General features: G+C 44.4%; 18 protein-coding genes. 4 read left to right on the top strand and 14 right to left on the bottom strand.

Annotation, left to right across the window (positions count from 1 at the left end; genetic code table 11):
• Window positions 1–35 precede the first annotated feature (35 nt).
• The 7 genes from G9G57_RS09100 to G9G57_RS09070 all read right to left on the bottom strand — a co-directional run bounded on the left by G9G57_RS09100 (window position 36) and on the right by G9G57_RS09070 (window position 6,082).
• On the bottom strand, window positions 36–803 hold the full coding sequence (locus tag G9G57_RS09100; RefSeq protein ID WP_016822314.1) for a dioxygenase family protein: 768 nt from the start codon (window positions 801–803) through the stop codon (window positions 36–38).
• A gap of 704 nt (window positions 804–1,507) precedes the next feature.
• Window positions 1,508–1,852 (bottom strand): winged helix-turn-helix transcriptional regulator, encoded by a 345-nt coding sequence (locus tag G9G57_RS09095; RefSeq protein WP_013371810.1) that lies wholly within the window; start codon window positions 1,850–1,852, stop codon window positions 1,508–1,510.
• A 243-nt stretch (window positions 1,853–2,095) separates the two neighbouring features.
• A complete protein-coding gene (locus G9G57_RS09090) occupies window positions 2,096–2,827 on the bottom strand; it encodes a ThuA domain-containing protein (protein ID WP_117289665.1) in 732 nt (243 codons plus the stop codon).
• Between the two features lie 19 nt (window positions 2,828–2,846).
• Window positions 2,847–3,815 carry a sugar phosphate isomerase/epimerase family protein gene (locus G9G57_RS09085; RefSeq protein WP_016822316.1) on the bottom strand — a complete coding sequence of 323 codons (969 nt, stop codon included), beginning with the start codon at window positions 3,813–3,815 and terminating at the stop codon, window positions 2,847–2,849.
• A 77-nt stretch (window positions 3,816–3,892) separates the two neighbouring features.
• On the bottom strand, window positions 3,893–4,975 hold the full coding sequence (locus tag G9G57_RS09080; protein WP_016822317.1) for a Gfo/Idh/MocA family protein: 1,083 nt from the start codon (window positions 4,973–4,975) through the stop codon (window positions 3,893–3,895).
• Complete coding sequence (locus G9G57_RS09075; protein ID WP_019687921.1) at window positions 4,968–5,735, bottom strand: sugar phosphate isomerase/epimerase family protein; 768 nt, start codon at window positions 5,733–5,735, stop codon at window positions 4,968–4,970. Before G9G57_RS09075 ends, G9G57_RS09080 begins: the two co-directional genes overlap by 8 nt.
• Window positions 5,736–5,782: 47 nt before the next feature.
• Window positions 5,783–6,082, bottom strand: coding sequence for a hypothetical protein (locus tag G9G57_RS09070; protein ID WP_019687922.1), 300 nt, complete (start codon window positions 6,080–6,082; stop codon window positions 5,783–5,785).
• A 139-nt stretch (window positions 6,083–6,221) separates the two neighbouring features.
• Here G9G57_RS09070 and G9G57_RS09065 point away from each other — a divergent pair, with 139 nt between their 5' ends.
• On the top strand, window positions 6,222–7,040 hold the full coding sequence (locus G9G57_RS09065) for an AraC family transcriptional regulator (RefSeq protein WP_013371816.1): 819 nt from the start codon (window positions 6,222–6,224) through the stop codon (window positions 7,038–7,040).
• 79 nt (window positions 7,041–7,119) lie between these two features.
• Here the strand turns inward: G9G57_RS09065 and G9G57_RS09060 are convergent, their stop codons facing one another.
• From G9G57_RS09060 to G9G57_RS09040, 5 genes are all read right to left on the bottom strand, one after another.
• Window positions 7,120–8,604, bottom strand: a complete 1,485-nt coding sequence (locus G9G57_RS09060) for an alpha-N-arabinofuranosidase (protein WP_117289667.1) — start codon at window positions 8,602–8,604, stop codon at window positions 7,120–7,122.
• A gap of 325 nt (window positions 8,605–8,929) precedes the next feature.
• Entirely contained in the window at window positions 8,930–9,208 is a 279-nt protein-coding gene (locus G9G57_RS09055) for a hypothetical protein (protein WP_117289669.1), read from the bottom strand.
• Between the two features lie 98 nt (window positions 9,209–9,306).
• Complete coding sequence (locus tag G9G57_RS09050) at window positions 9,307–9,627, bottom strand: hypothetical protein (RefSeq protein WP_113050346.1); 321 nt, start codon at window positions 9,625–9,627, stop codon at window positions 9,307–9,309.
• A gap of 55 nt (window positions 9,628–9,682) precedes the next feature.
• Entirely contained in the window at window positions 9,683–10,627 is a 945-nt protein-coding gene (locus G9G57_RS09045; protein ID WP_164964861.1) for a Gfo/Idh/MocA family protein, read from the bottom strand.
• A gap of 163 nt (window positions 10,628–10,790) precedes the next feature.
• On the bottom strand, window positions 10,791–11,480 hold the full coding sequence (locus G9G57_RS09040; RefSeq protein WP_019687926.1) for a TerC family protein: 690 nt from the start codon (window positions 11,478–11,480) through the stop codon (window positions 10,791–10,793).
• 350 nt (window positions 11,481–11,830) lie between these two features.
• Here G9G57_RS09040 and G9G57_RS09035 point away from each other — a divergent pair, with 350 nt between their 5' ends.
• Both G9G57_RS09035 and msrA read left to right on the top strand, forming a co-directional pair.
• The gene (locus tag G9G57_RS09035) at window positions 11,831–12,448 is read left to right on the top strand and encodes a TVP38/TMEM64 family protein (RefSeq protein ID WP_164964860.1); all 618 of its coding nucleotides are present in this window, start codon (window positions 11,831–11,833) and stop codon (window positions 12,446–12,448) included.
• A 183-nt stretch (window positions 12,449–12,631) separates the two neighbouring features.
• Window positions 12,632–13,603 (top strand): peptide-methionine (S)-S-oxide reductase MsrA, encoded by a 972-nt coding sequence (gene msrA / locus G9G57_RS09030; protein ID WP_164964859.1) that lies wholly within the window; start codon window positions 12,632–12,634, stop codon window positions 13,601–13,603.
• Window positions 13,604–13,697: 94 nt separating this feature from the next.
• Here the strand turns inward: msrA and G9G57_RS09025 are convergent, their stop codons facing one another.
• A complete protein-coding gene (locus tag G9G57_RS09025; RefSeq protein WP_017427474.1) occupies window positions 13,698–14,501 on the bottom strand; it encodes a lipid II flippase Amj family protein in 804 nt (267 codons plus the stop codon).
• 152 nt (window positions 14,502–14,653) lie between these two features.
• Here G9G57_RS09025 and G9G57_RS09020 point away from each other — a divergent pair, with 152 nt between their 5' ends.
• Entirely contained in the window at window positions 14,654–14,842 is a 189-nt protein-coding gene (locus G9G57_RS09020) for a hypothetical protein (RefSeq protein ID WP_017427473.1), read from the top strand.
• Between the two features lie 188 nt (window positions 14,843–15,030).
• Here G9G57_RS09020 and G9G57_RS09015 read toward each other — a convergent pair whose 3' ends face one another.
• Window positions 15,031–15,735 carry a YitT family protein gene (locus G9G57_RS09015; RefSeq protein ID WP_017427472.1) on the bottom strand — a complete coding sequence of 235 codons (705 nt, stop codon included), beginning with the start codon at window positions 15,733–15,735 and terminating at the stop codon, window positions 15,031–15,033.
• Between the last annotated feature and the right edge of the window lie 129 nt (window positions 15,736–15,864).

Here is a 15,864-nt window from a genome sequence, read left to right as displayed (position 1 = left end):
AAGCACATAACTCGACCTTCTTCTGCCTACCCACTTTAAAACTGCAAACATAGATAACTTAAATTTCCCATCTCATAGCTTCTATGGATGACCTTAGCTTTGTTTGCAGGGTCGCCACTACCCATTGCAATAAACAACGGTACAAAGTGTTCTGCTCTAGGTACAGCCTGACGAGCATACGGCGCTTCGCTTTCATAGTGATCTAAAGCTTCTATATCTCCGCTTTGCACTTTTTCGATAATCCAGTCATCAAAATCAATTGCCCAACGTTCCGTTTTCGTTTCTCCCCATTTGACAATACGCAGATTATGGACAGTCACGCCACTGCCAATGACCAGAATATCTTGTTCTCCCAACTCACGCAGCACTTCACCAATGGCAAATTGTGCTTTGGGCGAGAGGTACGGATTTACGGAAATCTGAACTACCGGAATGTCTGCCTCAGGATACATACGATGCAACAATGTCCAGGAACCATGATCCAGTCCTCTCACATGATCAGTTTGTACCTCGATGCCGTTTTGTTCATATAACTTTTTCAACTTATTAGCTAGTTCAACAGAACCATGTGCTGGATATTTCACTTCGTACAGTTCCGGTGGGAAACCTCCAAAATCATAAATTGTATCGTATATGTCATCCATTGAACTAATCGTTAACATTTGTGTCTCCCAGTGAGCTGTAAAGATAACAATCGCCTTAGGATGAATGCTTTTCCCCAACTGCTCTAAAAATGCAGTATAGTCCGTCTGTTCAATAGCAAGCATAGGTGATCCGTGGGCTAAAAATAAAGATGGTATCATTAAATCTCCTTATCGTATAAAGTTTATTTTATTCATATAGTAACTTTATGTAAGTTATAATACATAAGTAATAGAGTAATGTCAATCTCGATGCCAGCATATACTCAAAGATCAGCAATTTCTTTAAATAAAGATTGATATAGGTACAAAGTCATAGTAATATGTAACTAATAAATTTTAAAATACTACTATATTTCGATACAAAGGACTGGTTTCTATGGAGATACATACTTCGAATTGCCCAAAATGCGGTTCCATTTTCCGTCAAAATCTTAGAAACCTGTGTAGCACTTGTATTCAAGAAGAAAATATATTCTTTGACCGCTGTTCTAACTATCTATGGAGGCATCCTTCTACTCATACCCGCCAACTCAGTGATGTGACTGGCACACCTATGGATTTGCTCACAGATTGGGTAAGAGCAGGCAAATTTCCCTCCACATACAGTCAGCTTGATTATCCTTGCGAGTCCTGCCGTTCTCCCATTTATGCAGGAAGACTTTGCCACTCGTGCTTAGGCACATTTCGTACAGCCGCACTGGATATTCAATCCCGTGTCCCCCGCCGTACAACAGCCGGAGTATTCTCAGTAGCAGGCCGTGCTAAAAGCTATTAAGCCGTACTGCCTATCACAAAATAAAAAAACAGCCTTTTTCCTAGGAAAAGGCTGTTTTGCTATGAAAAACACTTAATGAGTTTGGTGATCATCTAATCCATTCCTCAGCCCAAAATTGAATCTGCTCCATAACCGGCTGAAGTGCACGACCTTTGGTGGTCAGCTCATATTCAATGCGGACAGGAGTTTCCGGATATACATGGCGTGTAAGAATCCCTTCATTTTCCAGATCCTTCATCCGCTCTGATAACATTTTGTCACTCATTGTGGGAATCAGATTGGAAATATCCTTAAACCGCTTGGGACCGCTCATCATGGATTGAATAATCAATCCATTCCAGCGCTTACCCAGACATGAAAAGGCGGTTTCAAAACGCGGACACATTTTTGTAAATTGCGGTTGACTCTCCAAATTTTTCACCTTCTTTTGCATTTCGGTTTGATAAAGCTTTCCTTTTGTTAGTATATATCATTTTAGCATACTTTATCCCGAAAGAAAACACTTTCTTAAATTTAATTACCTGTGATGATAAAGTTGCCATGACCAAAACTGATTATACAACAAACCAATGCGGCAGGTATATGTCTAATTCGTTAAATACAAAAAGGCGGAATCCCAGAGGTTCCGCCTGTAAATCTGTTCTTTATAGAATTTATCATAATGTGATAATTGTAACTATACCAACACTCCACCAAGAGGCCTTACTGGTTCACTCCTACCATATATTGGTTTTTTATTACTTGTCGGAGAAGCCCAACGGATGCTGTTAGCAATGACCTTCAAAATATCAGGTTGGTAATAAGTTGGATAGGTTTCATGCCCTGGTCTGAAATAAAATATTTTACCACTGCCTCGATGGAAGGTGCATCCAGTTCTAAATACTTCGCCGCCTTCAAAGTTACTGATAAAGACCAGTTCATCCGGCGCAGGAATATCAAAGAACTCTCCATACATCTCTTCCTGCTCTAAGAGAATTTTGGCGTCTATCCCTTCTGCAATGGGATGTGACGGATTTACTGACCAGATAATCTCCTGCTCGCCTGCAACTCTCCATTTTAAATCACAACTGGTGCCCATCAGAGCTTTAAATGGCTTAGAAAAATGGCCTGAGTGCAGTACGATGAGGCCCATCCCTTCCTGCACACGCTTGACGACACGCGCTGTAACTTCATCGCTCACCTGGTCGTGGGCTTTATGTCCCCACCACAGCAGCACATCTGTGGAATTGAGGATTTCTTCTCCCAAACCATGCTCGGCATTATCACGCAGAGTAGCTGTTCGAGTGGCAAAACCTTCATCTGCCAAGCCGTCAGCCAATGCTTGGTGTATGCCGTTAGGATAAATCCGTTTGGCTTCTTCATTTAACTTCTCGTTCAGAAATTCATTCCAAATGGTGACGTTAATCATCACAGTTCCCCCTATTAGGTTAGACCCACCACATCTCGCTCAGCGGTTCTTCAATCAGGACCTGGCGAAGATTATGGACAGCCTTAGTAAAGCCTTCTTCTACAGACATCAGACCGTCTTCATGCTCAATACTTACTACATAATCGTATCCCACCAGACGCAGAGCACTGATAATATCTGCCCAGGTTTTTACATCATGACCATAGCCCACAGTACGGAACTGCCATGCACGATCTAACATATTCGTATACTCCTGCATATCAGTAAGTCCGTATTTATTAACATTGATCGGATCAATCGTCGTATCCTTGGCATGGAAATGGTGGATGGCTCCCTCTCGGCCCAAAATTTGAACCGCCTGTACGGGATCAATTCCCTGCCACCACATATGGCTCGGGTCCAAATTAGCACCAATGACCTCTCCTGCCGCTTCACGCAAACGAAGTAAGGTTGCTGGTGTATGCACGGAGAAGCCCCCGTGTAACTCCAGCCCTATTTTAACATGGTGATCTGCTGCAAATTTACCTGTCTCGGTCCAGTAAGGAATAATTTTATTTTCCCATTGCCACTTCAATACTTCTTGAAAATCATTAGGCCACGGAGCCACGGGCCAGTTTGGATACTTCGCGTCCTCGTGATCCCCCGGACAGCCTGAGAAAGTGTTCACAACAGGAACTTCCAGCTTTTCCGCCAAGCGGACGGTTTTCAAAAATGCATCATGATCAGCCTGTGCCAAATGCTTTTGCGGGTGAAGCGGATTGCCATGACAGCTAAGCGCGCTAATCGTTAGTCCGCGAGATTCTACTGCCTTTTTAAAATTTTTGAGCGCCGTATCGTTCTCCAGCAGCTCATCAGGCTTGCAATGCTTATCTCCCGGGTTGCCACCTGTTCCAATTTCTACAGCATCCAATCCCTGAGAAGCCACATAATCCAGCGCCTCCTCTAGCGAACGTCCACCAAACAGCACCATAAATACTCCAAGTTTCAAAAGAAATCCCTCCCTGTATCATATGTGAAAAAAGCTGCTTTCATTATAGTGATTGTCTATTCGGGATAATTACAGGCTTAGTCAAAGTAAACTGCTTTTCCCGTGCGGGCCGATTCATAGATGGCTTCCAAAATTTCAGTAACAACCAGTGCCTGCTCCGGCTTCACAAGAAGTTCTTTGTCGTCCAGAATAGATTCGATCCACAGACGGGCTTCACGGTCTGCTTCATTTTCCGTTTCACCGGAGTAAAAGGCAACTCCTCCTGCATTCAGATCTATTTTTGTATCAAACAAACGGCTATTTTTTTCTCCGTTAATGCGCAATCCATCCTGCATATCTGCTCCGCCTTCGGTACCGCATAACAACGTCTTGGCTTCACCAAACTCTACAACATTTAATGCCCAGCTGGATTCCAATACAATTGTAGCTCCATTTTGCATGGTGATGAATCCAAAAGCTGAGTCCTCTACTTTAAATTCATCAGGATTCCACGGTCCAAAAGCGTTTGCTGCATTTTTTCGGTCTCCCAGCTTATGGAAGGTTGAACCTAGTACGCTTTTAGGCTTGTAATTATCCATCAGCCAAAGTGTCAGGTCGAGTGCGTGTGTGCCGATATCAATAAGCGGGCCACCCCCCTGTTTCTCTTCATCCAAGAACACTCCCCAGGTTGGAACCGCACGGCGGCGTAGAGCAATGGCTTTACCCAGATAAATCTCACCAAGCTCTCCTTGCTCGACCAATTGCTTCAGATACAGACTGTCATCACGATAACGATTTTGATAAGCAATGGACAGCTTTTTGCCTGTACGGTTGGCCGCATCAAGCATTTCCCGTGCCTGCTCAGCAGTTTTAGCCATCGGCTTTTCACATAGCACATGCTTACCTGCCTCCAGCGCCGCTACTGTAATTTCTGAGTGCGAGTCGTTAGGGGTACATACATGTACAACTTCAATGTCTTTATTTTCTAGCAACTGACGGTAATCGCTATAAACTTGCGATCCTTCTGCACCATACTTTTCAGCAGCCTCTTCAGCACGTTCTGGTATAATGTCACAGAAAGCAATGATTTCTGCTCTCTTTTGCTTGGCAAGACTCGGCAAGTGTTTGCCGTTGGCAATGCCCCCACAACCGATAATCCCGATCTTGAGTGTTTTAGACATGAATATTTCCTCCTTGAGCTGCGTATTGTTGGAGCCACTTCATACTGGTTTCAATGCTTTCGATTGGAGGATTTGAGCTGAAATCCTGTTCCACGACAACCCAATCCACACCTGCTTCAATAGCGGCGTCTGTAATAGCCTGAAGCTGCACTTCTCCTTTGCCTAACTCTACAGTAATTGCTTTCTGCTGCTCGTCACGTGCCATATCCTTTAAGTGAATGATAGGTAGGCGTCCACGATATCGTCCGATGTATTCCACTGGATCATAGCCTCCATAGTATACCCAACAAGTATCCATTTCGACCTGTAACAAATCATCGGGAACCGCATCATATAGAGCATCGAATACCGGGCGATCATTGATTTTCTCTGTTAGTTCAAAATCATGATTGTGATAGGCGAGTATCAACCCATGCTCCTTTACTTTTTCACCAATATGATTCAGATTAACAAAAAGGTCATCCCACTCCCGCTCTTCTTCGGTTAAATAAGGAACAATGAGGTATTTATTGCCCAATTCTTTGTGATATGCAATTTCCTCATCCAAATGATGCAGCAAGCGGCTGTATTGTATATGGGTTCCGACAACCTCCAGATTCAGCTCATCCAAAAGCGCTCTGACATCCTTGGCACTACGTCCGAAAAAGTTATGAAACTCAACCCCTTTATAGCCCAGCTCAGCTACCTTGCGCAATGTACCTTCAAAATCCTGTTCAATCTCTTCCCTAACTGTGTATAATTGCAATCCTACTTTAGTCATTCTCCTTCACCTCTTTGTCAGGATGAATTTCCGTTATATCTGTTCCATTACACCTGCTTGCCCGCCTCTGGTATCGCACATCTGCAGTGCCTGGCAGCCAGGTACCGGCAGATAAATGCAAGCTCCATCTCAAGCCGAAGCATCGATCCTTCCACTTTGTATACGTTTTCAACACTCAATTTATCGACCCTCTCCTTGGCCCTTCCATTCAATAGATCACCAAAGGTCACTACTTCAAAGGGCGGGTTGGTTTGGAGAATTTTAAGATATACCGAGCTAGTGTTACCACAGCTGATAATCCCGGCCTTGATTCGTTTTACGTCTTCACACTCCTTGGCCTCTAACATGTACTTTCTCATCTAACATGTAAGCTTTACAGTTCACATGGTATTCTATTTTGCTTTCGTTTAAAATGAATAATATGATTAAAACATGAACAATCTGGTCAATATTTGAAACAGCCATATGCCCAAAGGAGTCATCATCATGTCTATCATTGAGCCTTGCCAGGTTCTTACCGCAGGCTATTCCTTCCACCGTAAGCCCTTTTATTCGAACCAGCCTGATGGAATCAAAAATTATTTATTCCGTCTGCAAACAGATGGACGCTGTCAAGCACGCATTGACGGGAAAATGACACGGATTGAGGCAGGTGATCTGCTGCTGTTCAATCCAACCGAGCCTTATGAACTGGATATTCACAGTGAGTTGAATCCCATGGGAGAACAGGTTGTTGAAAGTGGGGATTATCACATTTTTTTCGGTGGTCCGTGGGTAGATGAGTGGTGGAATCATCACAAACGTCCCAACCGAATTAAGGTTCAACTCACAGAAGCCCTGCTTGGTCTATTTCGTCAGCTCGTGTTGGAGCAGCGACGTATTTCTAATCCTTACCCGGAAATATCAAGCTATTACATACGCATTTTATGTTTGGAGTTTGACCGTATACTATCTGAGCAGCCCATTGCTACTCATCATAACTATCTTGCTTATCAGATAAAAAATTATATTGAAGAAAATGCATCATCTAATTTTAAGCTGGATGATGTCTCTTCACACGTTGGAATCAGCGTATCACGAGCGGTACACCTTTTTAAAGAAACGTTCGATACGAGCATTATGCAGTACACACTGGACATCAGGCTCAACATGGCAAGGGAGCGTATCATTTTCAGTCCCATGTCACTGGAACAAGCCGCCGAATCGTCAGGATTTGCGAACTACACATACTTTCATCGTGTATTTCGTTCCCGCTTTGGTATGTCGCCCAAGGAATTTAGGTTGATTCACCGCGAGCAATTGTAGGAAAAAGAGAGCGTTCAGGGGAACGCTCTCTCTTTTTTATAACAATATACCGATACTACTCACATACCACAATCTGTTTTTACGGAGCAATCGTCAGAATCACAACTGACATCGGTGGCAGTGTAACATCCAAATGCTGACCTTGCAGCTGATAAGATGTAAAAGCTTCCTTTTTCACCCGCTCTGGCTGATCAAATGTATTATGTGCCTGCATATCGTCACTGGCTAAGACAACACCATTGATCTCCTTAACCTCTTCGAGCCCTCTTAGCTCAAGGCTCAAATTTGCCGATTCACCTGGATGGACGTTGCATAAGCTTATATGAATAAAGCCATCTTGTGCCTTAGAGGCGGACACACTTACTTGTGGGATGGAATCTCCATCATACTCATAGTTGCCTACCTTCCCCTGAATAGCCAGTGCTTGTGCATCCTGATGCACTTTGAACATTTCAAATACATGGTATGTCGGCGTCAACAGCATAGCAGGGCCTTCTGTCAAAACCATCGCTTGCAAAACGTTGACCATTTGAGCAATGTTGGTCATTTGCACACGATCATGATGATTATGGAATATGTGCAGGTGTAGTCCGGCTACCAGCGCATCCCGCATCGTATTTTGCTGATAAAGGAAGCCAGGATTGGTACCCGGCTCGGTCAGGAACCAAGTTCCCCATTCATCGACGATCAGCCCGACCCGTTTGTCAGGATCATATTGGTCCATAATGGCAGAGTGACGAGTAATCAGTTCATCCATATGCAATGATTTTTTCATCGTCTCAAACCATTCTGCTTCATCAAAACCAACTGCGTGTCGTTTCCCTTCCCAACTCCCCGGAATTGTGTAGTTGTGTAGACTCAAACCGTCCATCAGATGCCCGGCTTCGCGCATCAGCACTTCGGTCCAACGGTAATCATCCACATTCGCCCCACCAGCTATTCGATAAATGCGATTCTCTCCATAGTTACGGACATATGTCTGATAGCGGCGATACAAGTCGGCATAATATTCAGGGCGCATGTTACCGCCACAGCCCCAGTTTTCGTTACCCACTCCAAAATATTTGAGCTTCCAAGGTTTTTCACGACCGTTTTCCTGACGCCATGCAGCCATAGGGGACTCCCCGTCAAAGGTCATGTACTCTACCCACTCCGACATTTCCTGCACTGTACCACTGCCTACATTCCCACAAATATACGGCTCTGCATTCAATAGCTCACACAGCTGGAAAAACTCATGTGTACCAAAATGGTTATTTTCAACCACACCGCCCCAGTGCGTATTTACCATTCTTTTGCGGTTTTCTTTCGGTCCAATCCCATCTTTCCAATGATATTCATCCGCAAAACAGCCCCCAGGCCAGCGCAGCACAGGAATGTTCAGCTGTTTCAGCGCTTCTACCACATCATTTCGAATTCCGTCAGTGTTAGGGATTGGAGAGTCCTGTCCCACCCATAAGCCTTCATAAATGCATCGTCCAAGATGCTCAGCAAATTGCCCATAAATATTTTTATTAATGACACCCTGTTCCCAATCGATATTTACAATAACAGAACCCTTCACAACAAACCCTCCCAAAACATTAAGATTGTTGGAACATCACACAAATGATTGCGCTTTCATAACGGTATAAATTACACTCTCACTACCGTTATCTTCTTGGAATCTAATGTTACACATTGTCATGCCTAATAACCTCTTTATTAATATAAATATTAATAATTAAACAAAAACATTTTACGTGTTTAATATATTTTATTGTCTACAATTTGTCAATTGCTAACAGCAAAGTCCAAGCAAACTAAAAAGGTCTGCCATTAAGGCAGACCAGGGGATGACTACTTTAGCCTGTAATCTCAGGTTTAACTGAGTCTGAGCTTTACATTTTTCAAGCTGATCCTTGCCAACGTGAACCGTGGTAACTGGGACAATTTTGAGTTGCTGCCAGGGCACGTATACGAACAATACTTCCGCTAATGCCACATGTATGCCCCGACATTAACTCCTCGCATTGTGCGCAGGCCAACAGTCTGGCTTCGTACACTTCATCGTTTACACATTCCATTTTGGGTCTCATATTGTTTAGAATTCTGGCAATTTGCTCTTCCGATAAAGCGATATCTCTTTCACAGCCTTTACAAGTACTTGGCATAGGTATATCTTCCATTATCAGCGCATCCTCCCGATCAACAATATACTCTAATAAAAACGGTTATTTCCACGATGCCCTAAATGATTTTACCAGATGCTTTATTTTAGCTGGACTTATTTCCGTTCCGACGGGAGCTGAGCGGCCGCCTCGGATACAACCATTGCCAAGTCCTCATTTCCGAACATAGACAGCACTCCTAATACTGTATCCAGCGGAATATCACCTGCTTCTTCGCGTGATACAGTCAGCTTGCGTATTCGTAGCAGACGCTCGTTGCTATCCTGCTGTGGATACGCTACACGATATAATTCCTCTGGCTCCAAGCCGTTATTAATGCACCATTGAGCAAACACAAGGATCATCATATCTTCTTCTTGCTTATAATTTTCAATAATGGCCTCTTCTAGCTGTTTACCGCGGTTGTCTTCTTCCATTGATACATTTCTCCTTCAACCTAATTCTTGATGTCTGGATCGTCATAGTTCGATATTAATCAAGCAAACGACTAATCAGTTCTTCCGCCAGCATATGGCTTTCCAACACTTTTCCAGCTTGTATAGCGCATTCCTCCGGACGATGAATATGCTCCAGAAAATGATTCACCATCCCGGTAAATCCCCGTCTTTCCAATATTGTCTCCCAACTTCCAAAAGTTTGAGTTTGTGATAAATTATTTTTTCGCATGAAAACAGCCTGTTCCATATTCGTTACCTCAACAGACCGTCCTGCCCCGTGAAGCTCCAGCTTCTCTATGTCAGCCCCTGCCTGTCTGCTCATACTGTATGTACCGGCAGCATTCCCCAAACGCAAAGTCCCAAATGCAGCGTCCATGTAACCTTCACTCGTTGTATCCAGACTACTATGCAGTAGCTCATAATTATCGCCACCCAGCCATAATAGCAAGTCAAGCATGTGAATTAAATCATCATAAACCGTCTGTGCCGCCGGTCTACGATCATATCCAGTTCGGTGTTTAATCGCCGCACATTGACTGAAACCGCCCACTTCCTCTAGCCAAGCTTTTGCAGCCACATAGTGCGGAGCAAAACGTCGATTAAAACCTACCGCCAGCAGTACAGCCTGTGCCTCCGCGAAAGCAGTCATTTCCAGATTCTGACGAACATCATAGGACAATGGTTTATCCACGTACACCGCTATCCCTTTTTCAATACACGCCATGACTAGGTCAAAATGAGCTTCGGTGGCCGCATGTATAAATATTGCTTCCGGCTCCCATGCCAGCATTTCCTTCACATCCGTCGTTCCTCTTGGTAGTCTATACTGCTCCATAATAGAACTGACCGGCTCCTGTGAACGGTTCATGACACCTACGATGTCTACACCTTGGTGTGCAGCCAGTAACGGCAGGTACACTTTACGAGCGATACCACCCAATCCTGCAATCGCTACTCTTGTCTTGATTTGCTTGTCCATATCGTTCCACCTCTAATCACTCATTTCATCTGTTGTCTAGTTTACATGGAAGTCCGCTGACAAGCAAAGAAAAGAGGCTACTCCCGATCCAGATGGACCTGACGGAACAGCCTCTAAGACTTGAGTATCCAGCTTCAGCCAGATTACTTCAATATAAGTCAGCTTATGCGTGCAATGCTTCCTTTTTTGTTTTCTCACTTTTTATTTTTTTAACACGCATCCCAATGGCTACAACCAAAACTACAACCAAGGCTTCGAAACCATATTTAACGACTCCATTTGCGAACCAGTGTGCAATTAATGGCTCAGCCACCACCATTTTAGCAGCGGTATACGCTAATACTGCGGCTCCAATCGTAATCACTACCGGGTAACGTTCTGTCAGTTTCAGAATAATCGTGCTTCCCCACACCATGATCGGAACGGAAATTGCCAGACCGAGAATAACAAGTAGCATATCTCCATGAGCGGCTCCCGCAACAGCAAGCACATTATCGAGTCCCATCATTGTATCCGCAATAATAATGGTGCGAATCGCTGCCCACATCTGATTTGTAGCTGAAATTTCATGTTTTTTCTCTTCGACCAACAACTTATAGGCGATATAGATAAGGGCGAGACCCCCAACCAAACGCAATCCATATATTTGCAGTAAGTATGTGACCAGCACGGTAGCAATCACACGAATGATGACTGCTCCCACCGTCCCCCAGATAATGACCTTCTTTTGATTGGCCTTATCAACATTCCGCGCCGCCAAGCCGATTACGATCGCATTGTCACCAGCTAGCACCAGATCAATGACAATGATGGACAATAATGCGGTTAAAAACTCAATTGACAAAAAATCCATACGTGTCTCCCACCTTCTTTATTTATTTGTTATACTGTACATAGTTCAGCGCTTTATACTAAAAAAGCGCCATTTCGCGGAATCCGGAAACGGCGCTTGACCCCATTTTGGCATCAAAAAAAGACCATTTACCCGGATTCCTAAAATCCTGGCAAAGGTCTCGCTTACAACATTACGTTGCCAATAAAGCCGGGGATTAAGAATCCCGTAATGACGACTTTACTCGCTGAGCTACTCCCCTTTGGGAACTATTCTGTTAGTGGCAGTATAGCATACATTTTTGGGAATGTGAACCCTATTTTTTCTGTATAAGCAAAAAGCCGAACAGGGATATTGAAAGAGGTATGTAAATGAAAAAATGGTTACTCCCCGCGGCTTATGTTTCGCTGCTCTGCATCGCGTTTATCTACAGATATGATTGGCTCGCATGGGCAGACAAGCAAACCTCCTTTCCGGTTCTGCTGCTGCTCGCATTTTTATTCGCGTTAATTCCGTTTATCCCTTACAAGCTGATTATCGCTTCCATTGCTTATGCAGCAGGCGCCTGGCAAGGTGCTCTGATCTGCTGGCTTGGCACTACTTTCGCTGCGTTGGTCGTATACAGTGCCGTACGTACCCTGTTTCGTGGCAAAGGACGTGCTTATTTGGAGCGTGTTCCCGCACTGGAGCGCTTCAATCAGGTCATGGAGAAAGAGCCTTTTACTGCTGTGCTACTGGCTCGCCTGATTCCAGTCATTCCTCAGGCAGCTGTAAATGTATATGCCGGAGTAGCAGGGTTTCCGTTCTGGAGCTTTATGCTAGGCACAGCGATCGGCAAGCTTCCCGCAATTGCAGTGTATGCTTATGCAGGCGGTACCTTTGCGGAACATCCAATCACGGGTTTGTTTATTTTACTGCTATATACTGCACTGGTAGGTGGCGGATTTGTACTTTACCGAAAAAGAGTTAGGCGCGCCAACAAAACATGATAGCAATGAGTTTGTACCGGTTCTGTAGAATGTTTGATTGCTTTTTTTGGGACACACTATACACCTACGCAGCTGAGTACTTTCTGATGTTTCGTTGGATTTTGCAAAAATCCCGTATATAATTTAATTGTAAGCTATTTAAATAACAACTAATTAAACATTCTCAGATTGGAGTGATAAAATATGAGCACCAACAATCCAAACACGGTAGAAAAGGCAACTTTTGCGGGCGGCTGCTTCTGGTGCATGGTCTCCCCTTTTGAGGAAATGCCCGGTATTTTGAAGGTTAGATCTGGATATACAGGGGGTCACACCGAAAATCCTACCTATGAAGAGGTATGCTCTGAAACAACGGGACATGTGGAAGCCGTACAGATTACATTCGACCCCCAAGTGTTCCCGTATGAAAAACTGTTGGAGCTATTTTGGCAACAGATTGATCCAACGGATGAAGGTGGACAATTTCACGATAGAGGTTCATCCTACCAAACGGCTATTTTCTATCATAATGATGAACAACGCATCAAGGCAGAGGCTTCCAAAGAAGCTCTTGCTCAAAGTGGCCGTTTTGACAAGCCCATTGCAACATCTATTCTGCCTGCCGCAACTTTTTATGAAGCAGAAGAATATCATCAGAACTATCATAAGAAAAACCCCGCTCACTACAAACGCTACCGCAAAGGGTCGGGACGTGAAGATTTTATTGAGCAAAATTGGGCTGCCAAGATTGATAAGTCCGGGCTCAAAGATCGGCTGACGCCTATTCAATACGAAGTAACACAAAAAAACGCGACCGAGCGCCCATTTCAAAATGAGTTTTGGGATCATGAAGCTGAAGGCATTTACGTGGATATCGTATCAGGAGAGCCTTTGTTTAGTTCACTAGACAAATATGATGCGGGTTGCGGCTGGCCTAGCTTTACCCGTCCGTTGCGCAGTTACAATGTCAAAGAAAAGACCGATCTCAGCCATTTCATGATTCGTACCGAGGTGCGAAGTCGCGAAGCAGACTCCCATTTAGGGCACGTATTCGATGATGGTCCAGGTCCAGAGGGTTTGCGTTATTGTATCAATTCTGCCGCGCTCCGCTTTGTGCCTCAGGAAGACTTGGAGCGTGAAGGATATGGAGCATATAAGTCATTATTTGAAAAGTAAGCAGCCGTAAAATCATTAAGGCTGACCCGGAATCATCTTTATTAGATGGTCACGGGTCAGCCTTTTTTGGATATGGCAGCACATCTTTACTGATCTAGCTCATCACCCACCCAAGCCAAATGGCTAGCGGTACCAGCAATAGCTGAGCTAATAAAGTTCCTGCCAAACGCGAGATGATCATCCAACCGTACACACTATTCATCCGAATTAGGGGTAGCTCCCCTCGTAGCGTTTTTTCTGACAACACCGCCAATCTTGGATCAATTAACAAGGTCAACAATACCGTTGCGACGCCATTGATTAAGCCTGACGACATTGACATTGCCGTACCTTGGGCGGGCCATAGAAATGACGCATACAAGGCAGATACCACTCCAGTTGTATAAATTGCGGTAACGGCAATATTTAAAATAATTAGACGCTTGGGGATCACTCCACTGATCAGGGAGGTAAGCATGGACCAGCTAGGGCGCTTTATGTAGTAGCCTGCATGCTTCCAGCGATTTCGACTCATTAAATGACGTATTAAAGCTGGAATAGATCCAGTATGCTCCAAATGCACAATCCATCTGGCTGACATGCGCACCACTGTTGGATACAGTAATATAGCAAACATAGTTCCAACGGTGGCGGCCAGCAATACCCCGTGCATATACAGTTCCAGTCTCGTATCCGTTCCGCCCAATTGGGCTGACTCTTTAGCCTGATCGACCATCCCTCCAAGTAAAGGCCCCTGCGCCATATTGGAGGTGCGTGAAACCAACAGCAGCATTCCGGCCACGGTTAAGGCCAATCCAATCCGACGTGCTCGCAAACCACCAAGCCGAAGAGCATAAGACAAGCTATCGGTAGTATGAATGATGATGGTTAGTAAAAAAACGAAACCCCAGGCAAGCAAATGTTCCACTCCTTTTTCTGGTATTCTGCACACCATTATACGCCTTTTCTCAAGATATATTTTACAATACATTCATTACCTTAATTTTTGTTTGTCTAAGCCAACAACGGGTAATACATAATACAACATCTGCTAAAAAGGAGTGTGCAACAATGCCTTGGAACAAACATGATTACCCGCCATCCATGAAAAATCTGGAACCCCGGGTGCGAGAAAAAGCCGTTGATATCGCTAACGCTCTACTCCGCGAGGGCTATGAAGAAGGGCGTGCTATTGCGATTGCCACTGCTCAAGCTGAAGAATGGAACGATAATCATCCAGTAGAAGAAAATAAGAAGTAGAAAAAATATAAAAACAGCATTCAAGTTACAATGGGTATGACCAAAATTTTGCTTTTTCTAATTCTAAAGAGTCCTTCATGTGCTGCTGAACGTGAATTGCCGAGCGATCAAAGAAGAGGGAGATGAAGCTGAATACAGCGAAAGGGTGTTACGTAAGAAGATTTCTCTCCTGACGTAACACCCTTTCCTTATTGACGAAGGCTGTGGACGACCGGCACTGTTTTGGCAACTACCTTTTTAGCGGGATTAGCCGCTGGCAGTACCTTTTTCACAGGTCGGTGCAATTGGAACGTGGTCGTCCATGTAATTATTTTTCCGGCAAGCCACACAGCCAGTATAGTAAACATTGTTTCCTTTACAGGCAGATACAACAGCGATAATCCTAGCACGATGATGTCACTGACAATAAACACGTTGCCGATTTTCCATCCGCGCCACTCGCTCACCAGCAGAGACAAAATATCATCGCCCCCGGTTGCTCCACCGAATCGCAGTACGATTCCGGCTCCTAAACCTGTGAGCACCCCACAAAGTAGAGCTGCTATCAGCAGATTTCCATGCAGATCTATAACCAGAGTCGAGTATTTCTCAAATCCTGCATAAAACAGTGAAAAGGCGACGGCTCCGATTAATGCTAGCATCATAAATCTTTTGCCCTTCAGTACCCATGCCAGCAATATGACAGGAACATCAAGCATCAGCATACTCCATGCTGGAGATATGCCAAACGCATAATGCCCCAGCAGAGCTAAGCCTGCAAATCCGCCCTCTGACAAATGATTCTGGGCGTTAATGTGATAGTACGTAAAAGCTAAAATGCATGTTCCGAGCAACATGACAGCAATCTGTCTCAGTGCTCCATTGTTCACGATAGATTCGTAAGTTTTCCTCATACAGGCTCCCTCGGTTTCTCGTAAGTTTGATGTGGATGAACCCACTCTTACGGAAGCAACCTGGTAAGATGTGCCTGGAGGACTTGGTCCTTCGCATGTACAATCCCCTCTTCCGCAGAGTTGGCTTTC

Origin of the sequence: Paenibacillus sp. EKM211P (assembly GCF_011066175.1) — a bacterium.
In the GTDB taxonomy this organism is placed as follows: domain Bacteria; phylum Bacillota; class Bacilli; order Paenibacillales; family Paenibacillaceae; genus Paenibacillus; species Paenibacillus polymyxa.
This window is presented reverse-complemented; position numbering and strand designations above follow the sequence as displayed.

What these genes read in the sequence shown, in the direction of transcription:
- G9G57_RS09100 (WP_016822314.1), bottom strand. Translation starts at nt 803, where the DNA reads ATGATACCATCTTTATTTTTAGCCCACGGATCACCTATGCTTGCTATT.
- G9G57_RS09095 (WP_013371810.1), bottom strand. Translation starts at nt 1,852, where the DNA reads ATGCAAAAGAAGGTGAAAAATTTGGAGAGTCAACCGCAATTTACAAAA.
- G9G57_RS09090 (WP_117289665.1), bottom strand. Translation starts at nt 2,827, where the DNA reads ATGATTAACGTCACCATTTGGAATGAATTTCTGAACGAGAAGTTAAAT.
- G9G57_RS09080 (WP_016822317.1), bottom strand. Translation starts at nt 4,975, where the DNA reads ATGTCTAAAACACTCAAGATCGGGATTATCGGTTGTGGGGGCATTGCC.
- G9G57_RS09075 (WP_019687921.1), bottom strand. Translation starts at nt 5,735, where the DNA reads ATGACTAAAGTAGGATTGCAATTATACACAGTTAGGGAAGAGATTGAA.
- G9G57_RS09070 (WP_019687922.1), bottom strand. Translation starts at nt 6,082, where the DNA reads ATGTTAGAGGCCAAGGAGTGTGAAGACGTAAAACGAATCAAGGCCGGG.
- G9G57_RS09065 (WP_013371816.1), top strand. Translation starts at nt 6,222, where the DNA reads ATGTCTATCATTGAGCCTTGCCAGGTTCTTACCGCAGGCTATTCCTTC.
- G9G57_RS09055 (WP_117289669.1), bottom strand. Translation starts at nt 9,208, where the DNA reads ATGGAAGATATACCTATGCCAAGTACTTGTAAAGGCTGTGAAAGAGAT.
- G9G57_RS09050 (WP_113050346.1), bottom strand. Translation starts at nt 9,627, where the DNA reads ATGGAAGAAGACAACCGCGGTAAACAGCTAGAAGAGGCCATTATTGAA.
- G9G57_RS09045 (WP_164964861.1), bottom strand. Translation starts at nt 10,627, where the DNA reads ATGGACAAGCAAATCAAGACAAGAGTAGCGATTGCAGGATTGGGTGGT.
- G9G57_RS09040 (WP_019687926.1), bottom strand. Translation starts at nt 11,480, where the DNA reads ATGGATTTTTTGTCAATTGAGTTTTTAACCGCATTATTGTCCATCATT.
- G9G57_RS09035 (WP_164964860.1), top strand. Translation starts at nt 11,831, where the DNA reads ATGAAAAAATGGTTACTCCCCGCGGCTTATGTTTCGCTGCTCTGCATC.
- msrA (WP_164964859.1), top strand. Translation starts at nt 12,632, where the DNA reads ATGAGCACCAACAATCCAAACACGGTAGAAAAGGCAACTTTTGCGGGC.
- G9G57_RS09020 (WP_017427473.1), top strand. Translation starts at nt 14,654, where the DNA reads ATGCCTTGGAACAAACATGATTACCCGCCATCCATGAAAAATCTGGAA.
- G9G57_RS09015 (WP_017427472.1), bottom strand. Translation starts at nt 15,735, where the DNA reads ATGAGGAAAACTTACGAATCTATCGTGAACAATGGAGCACTGAGACAG.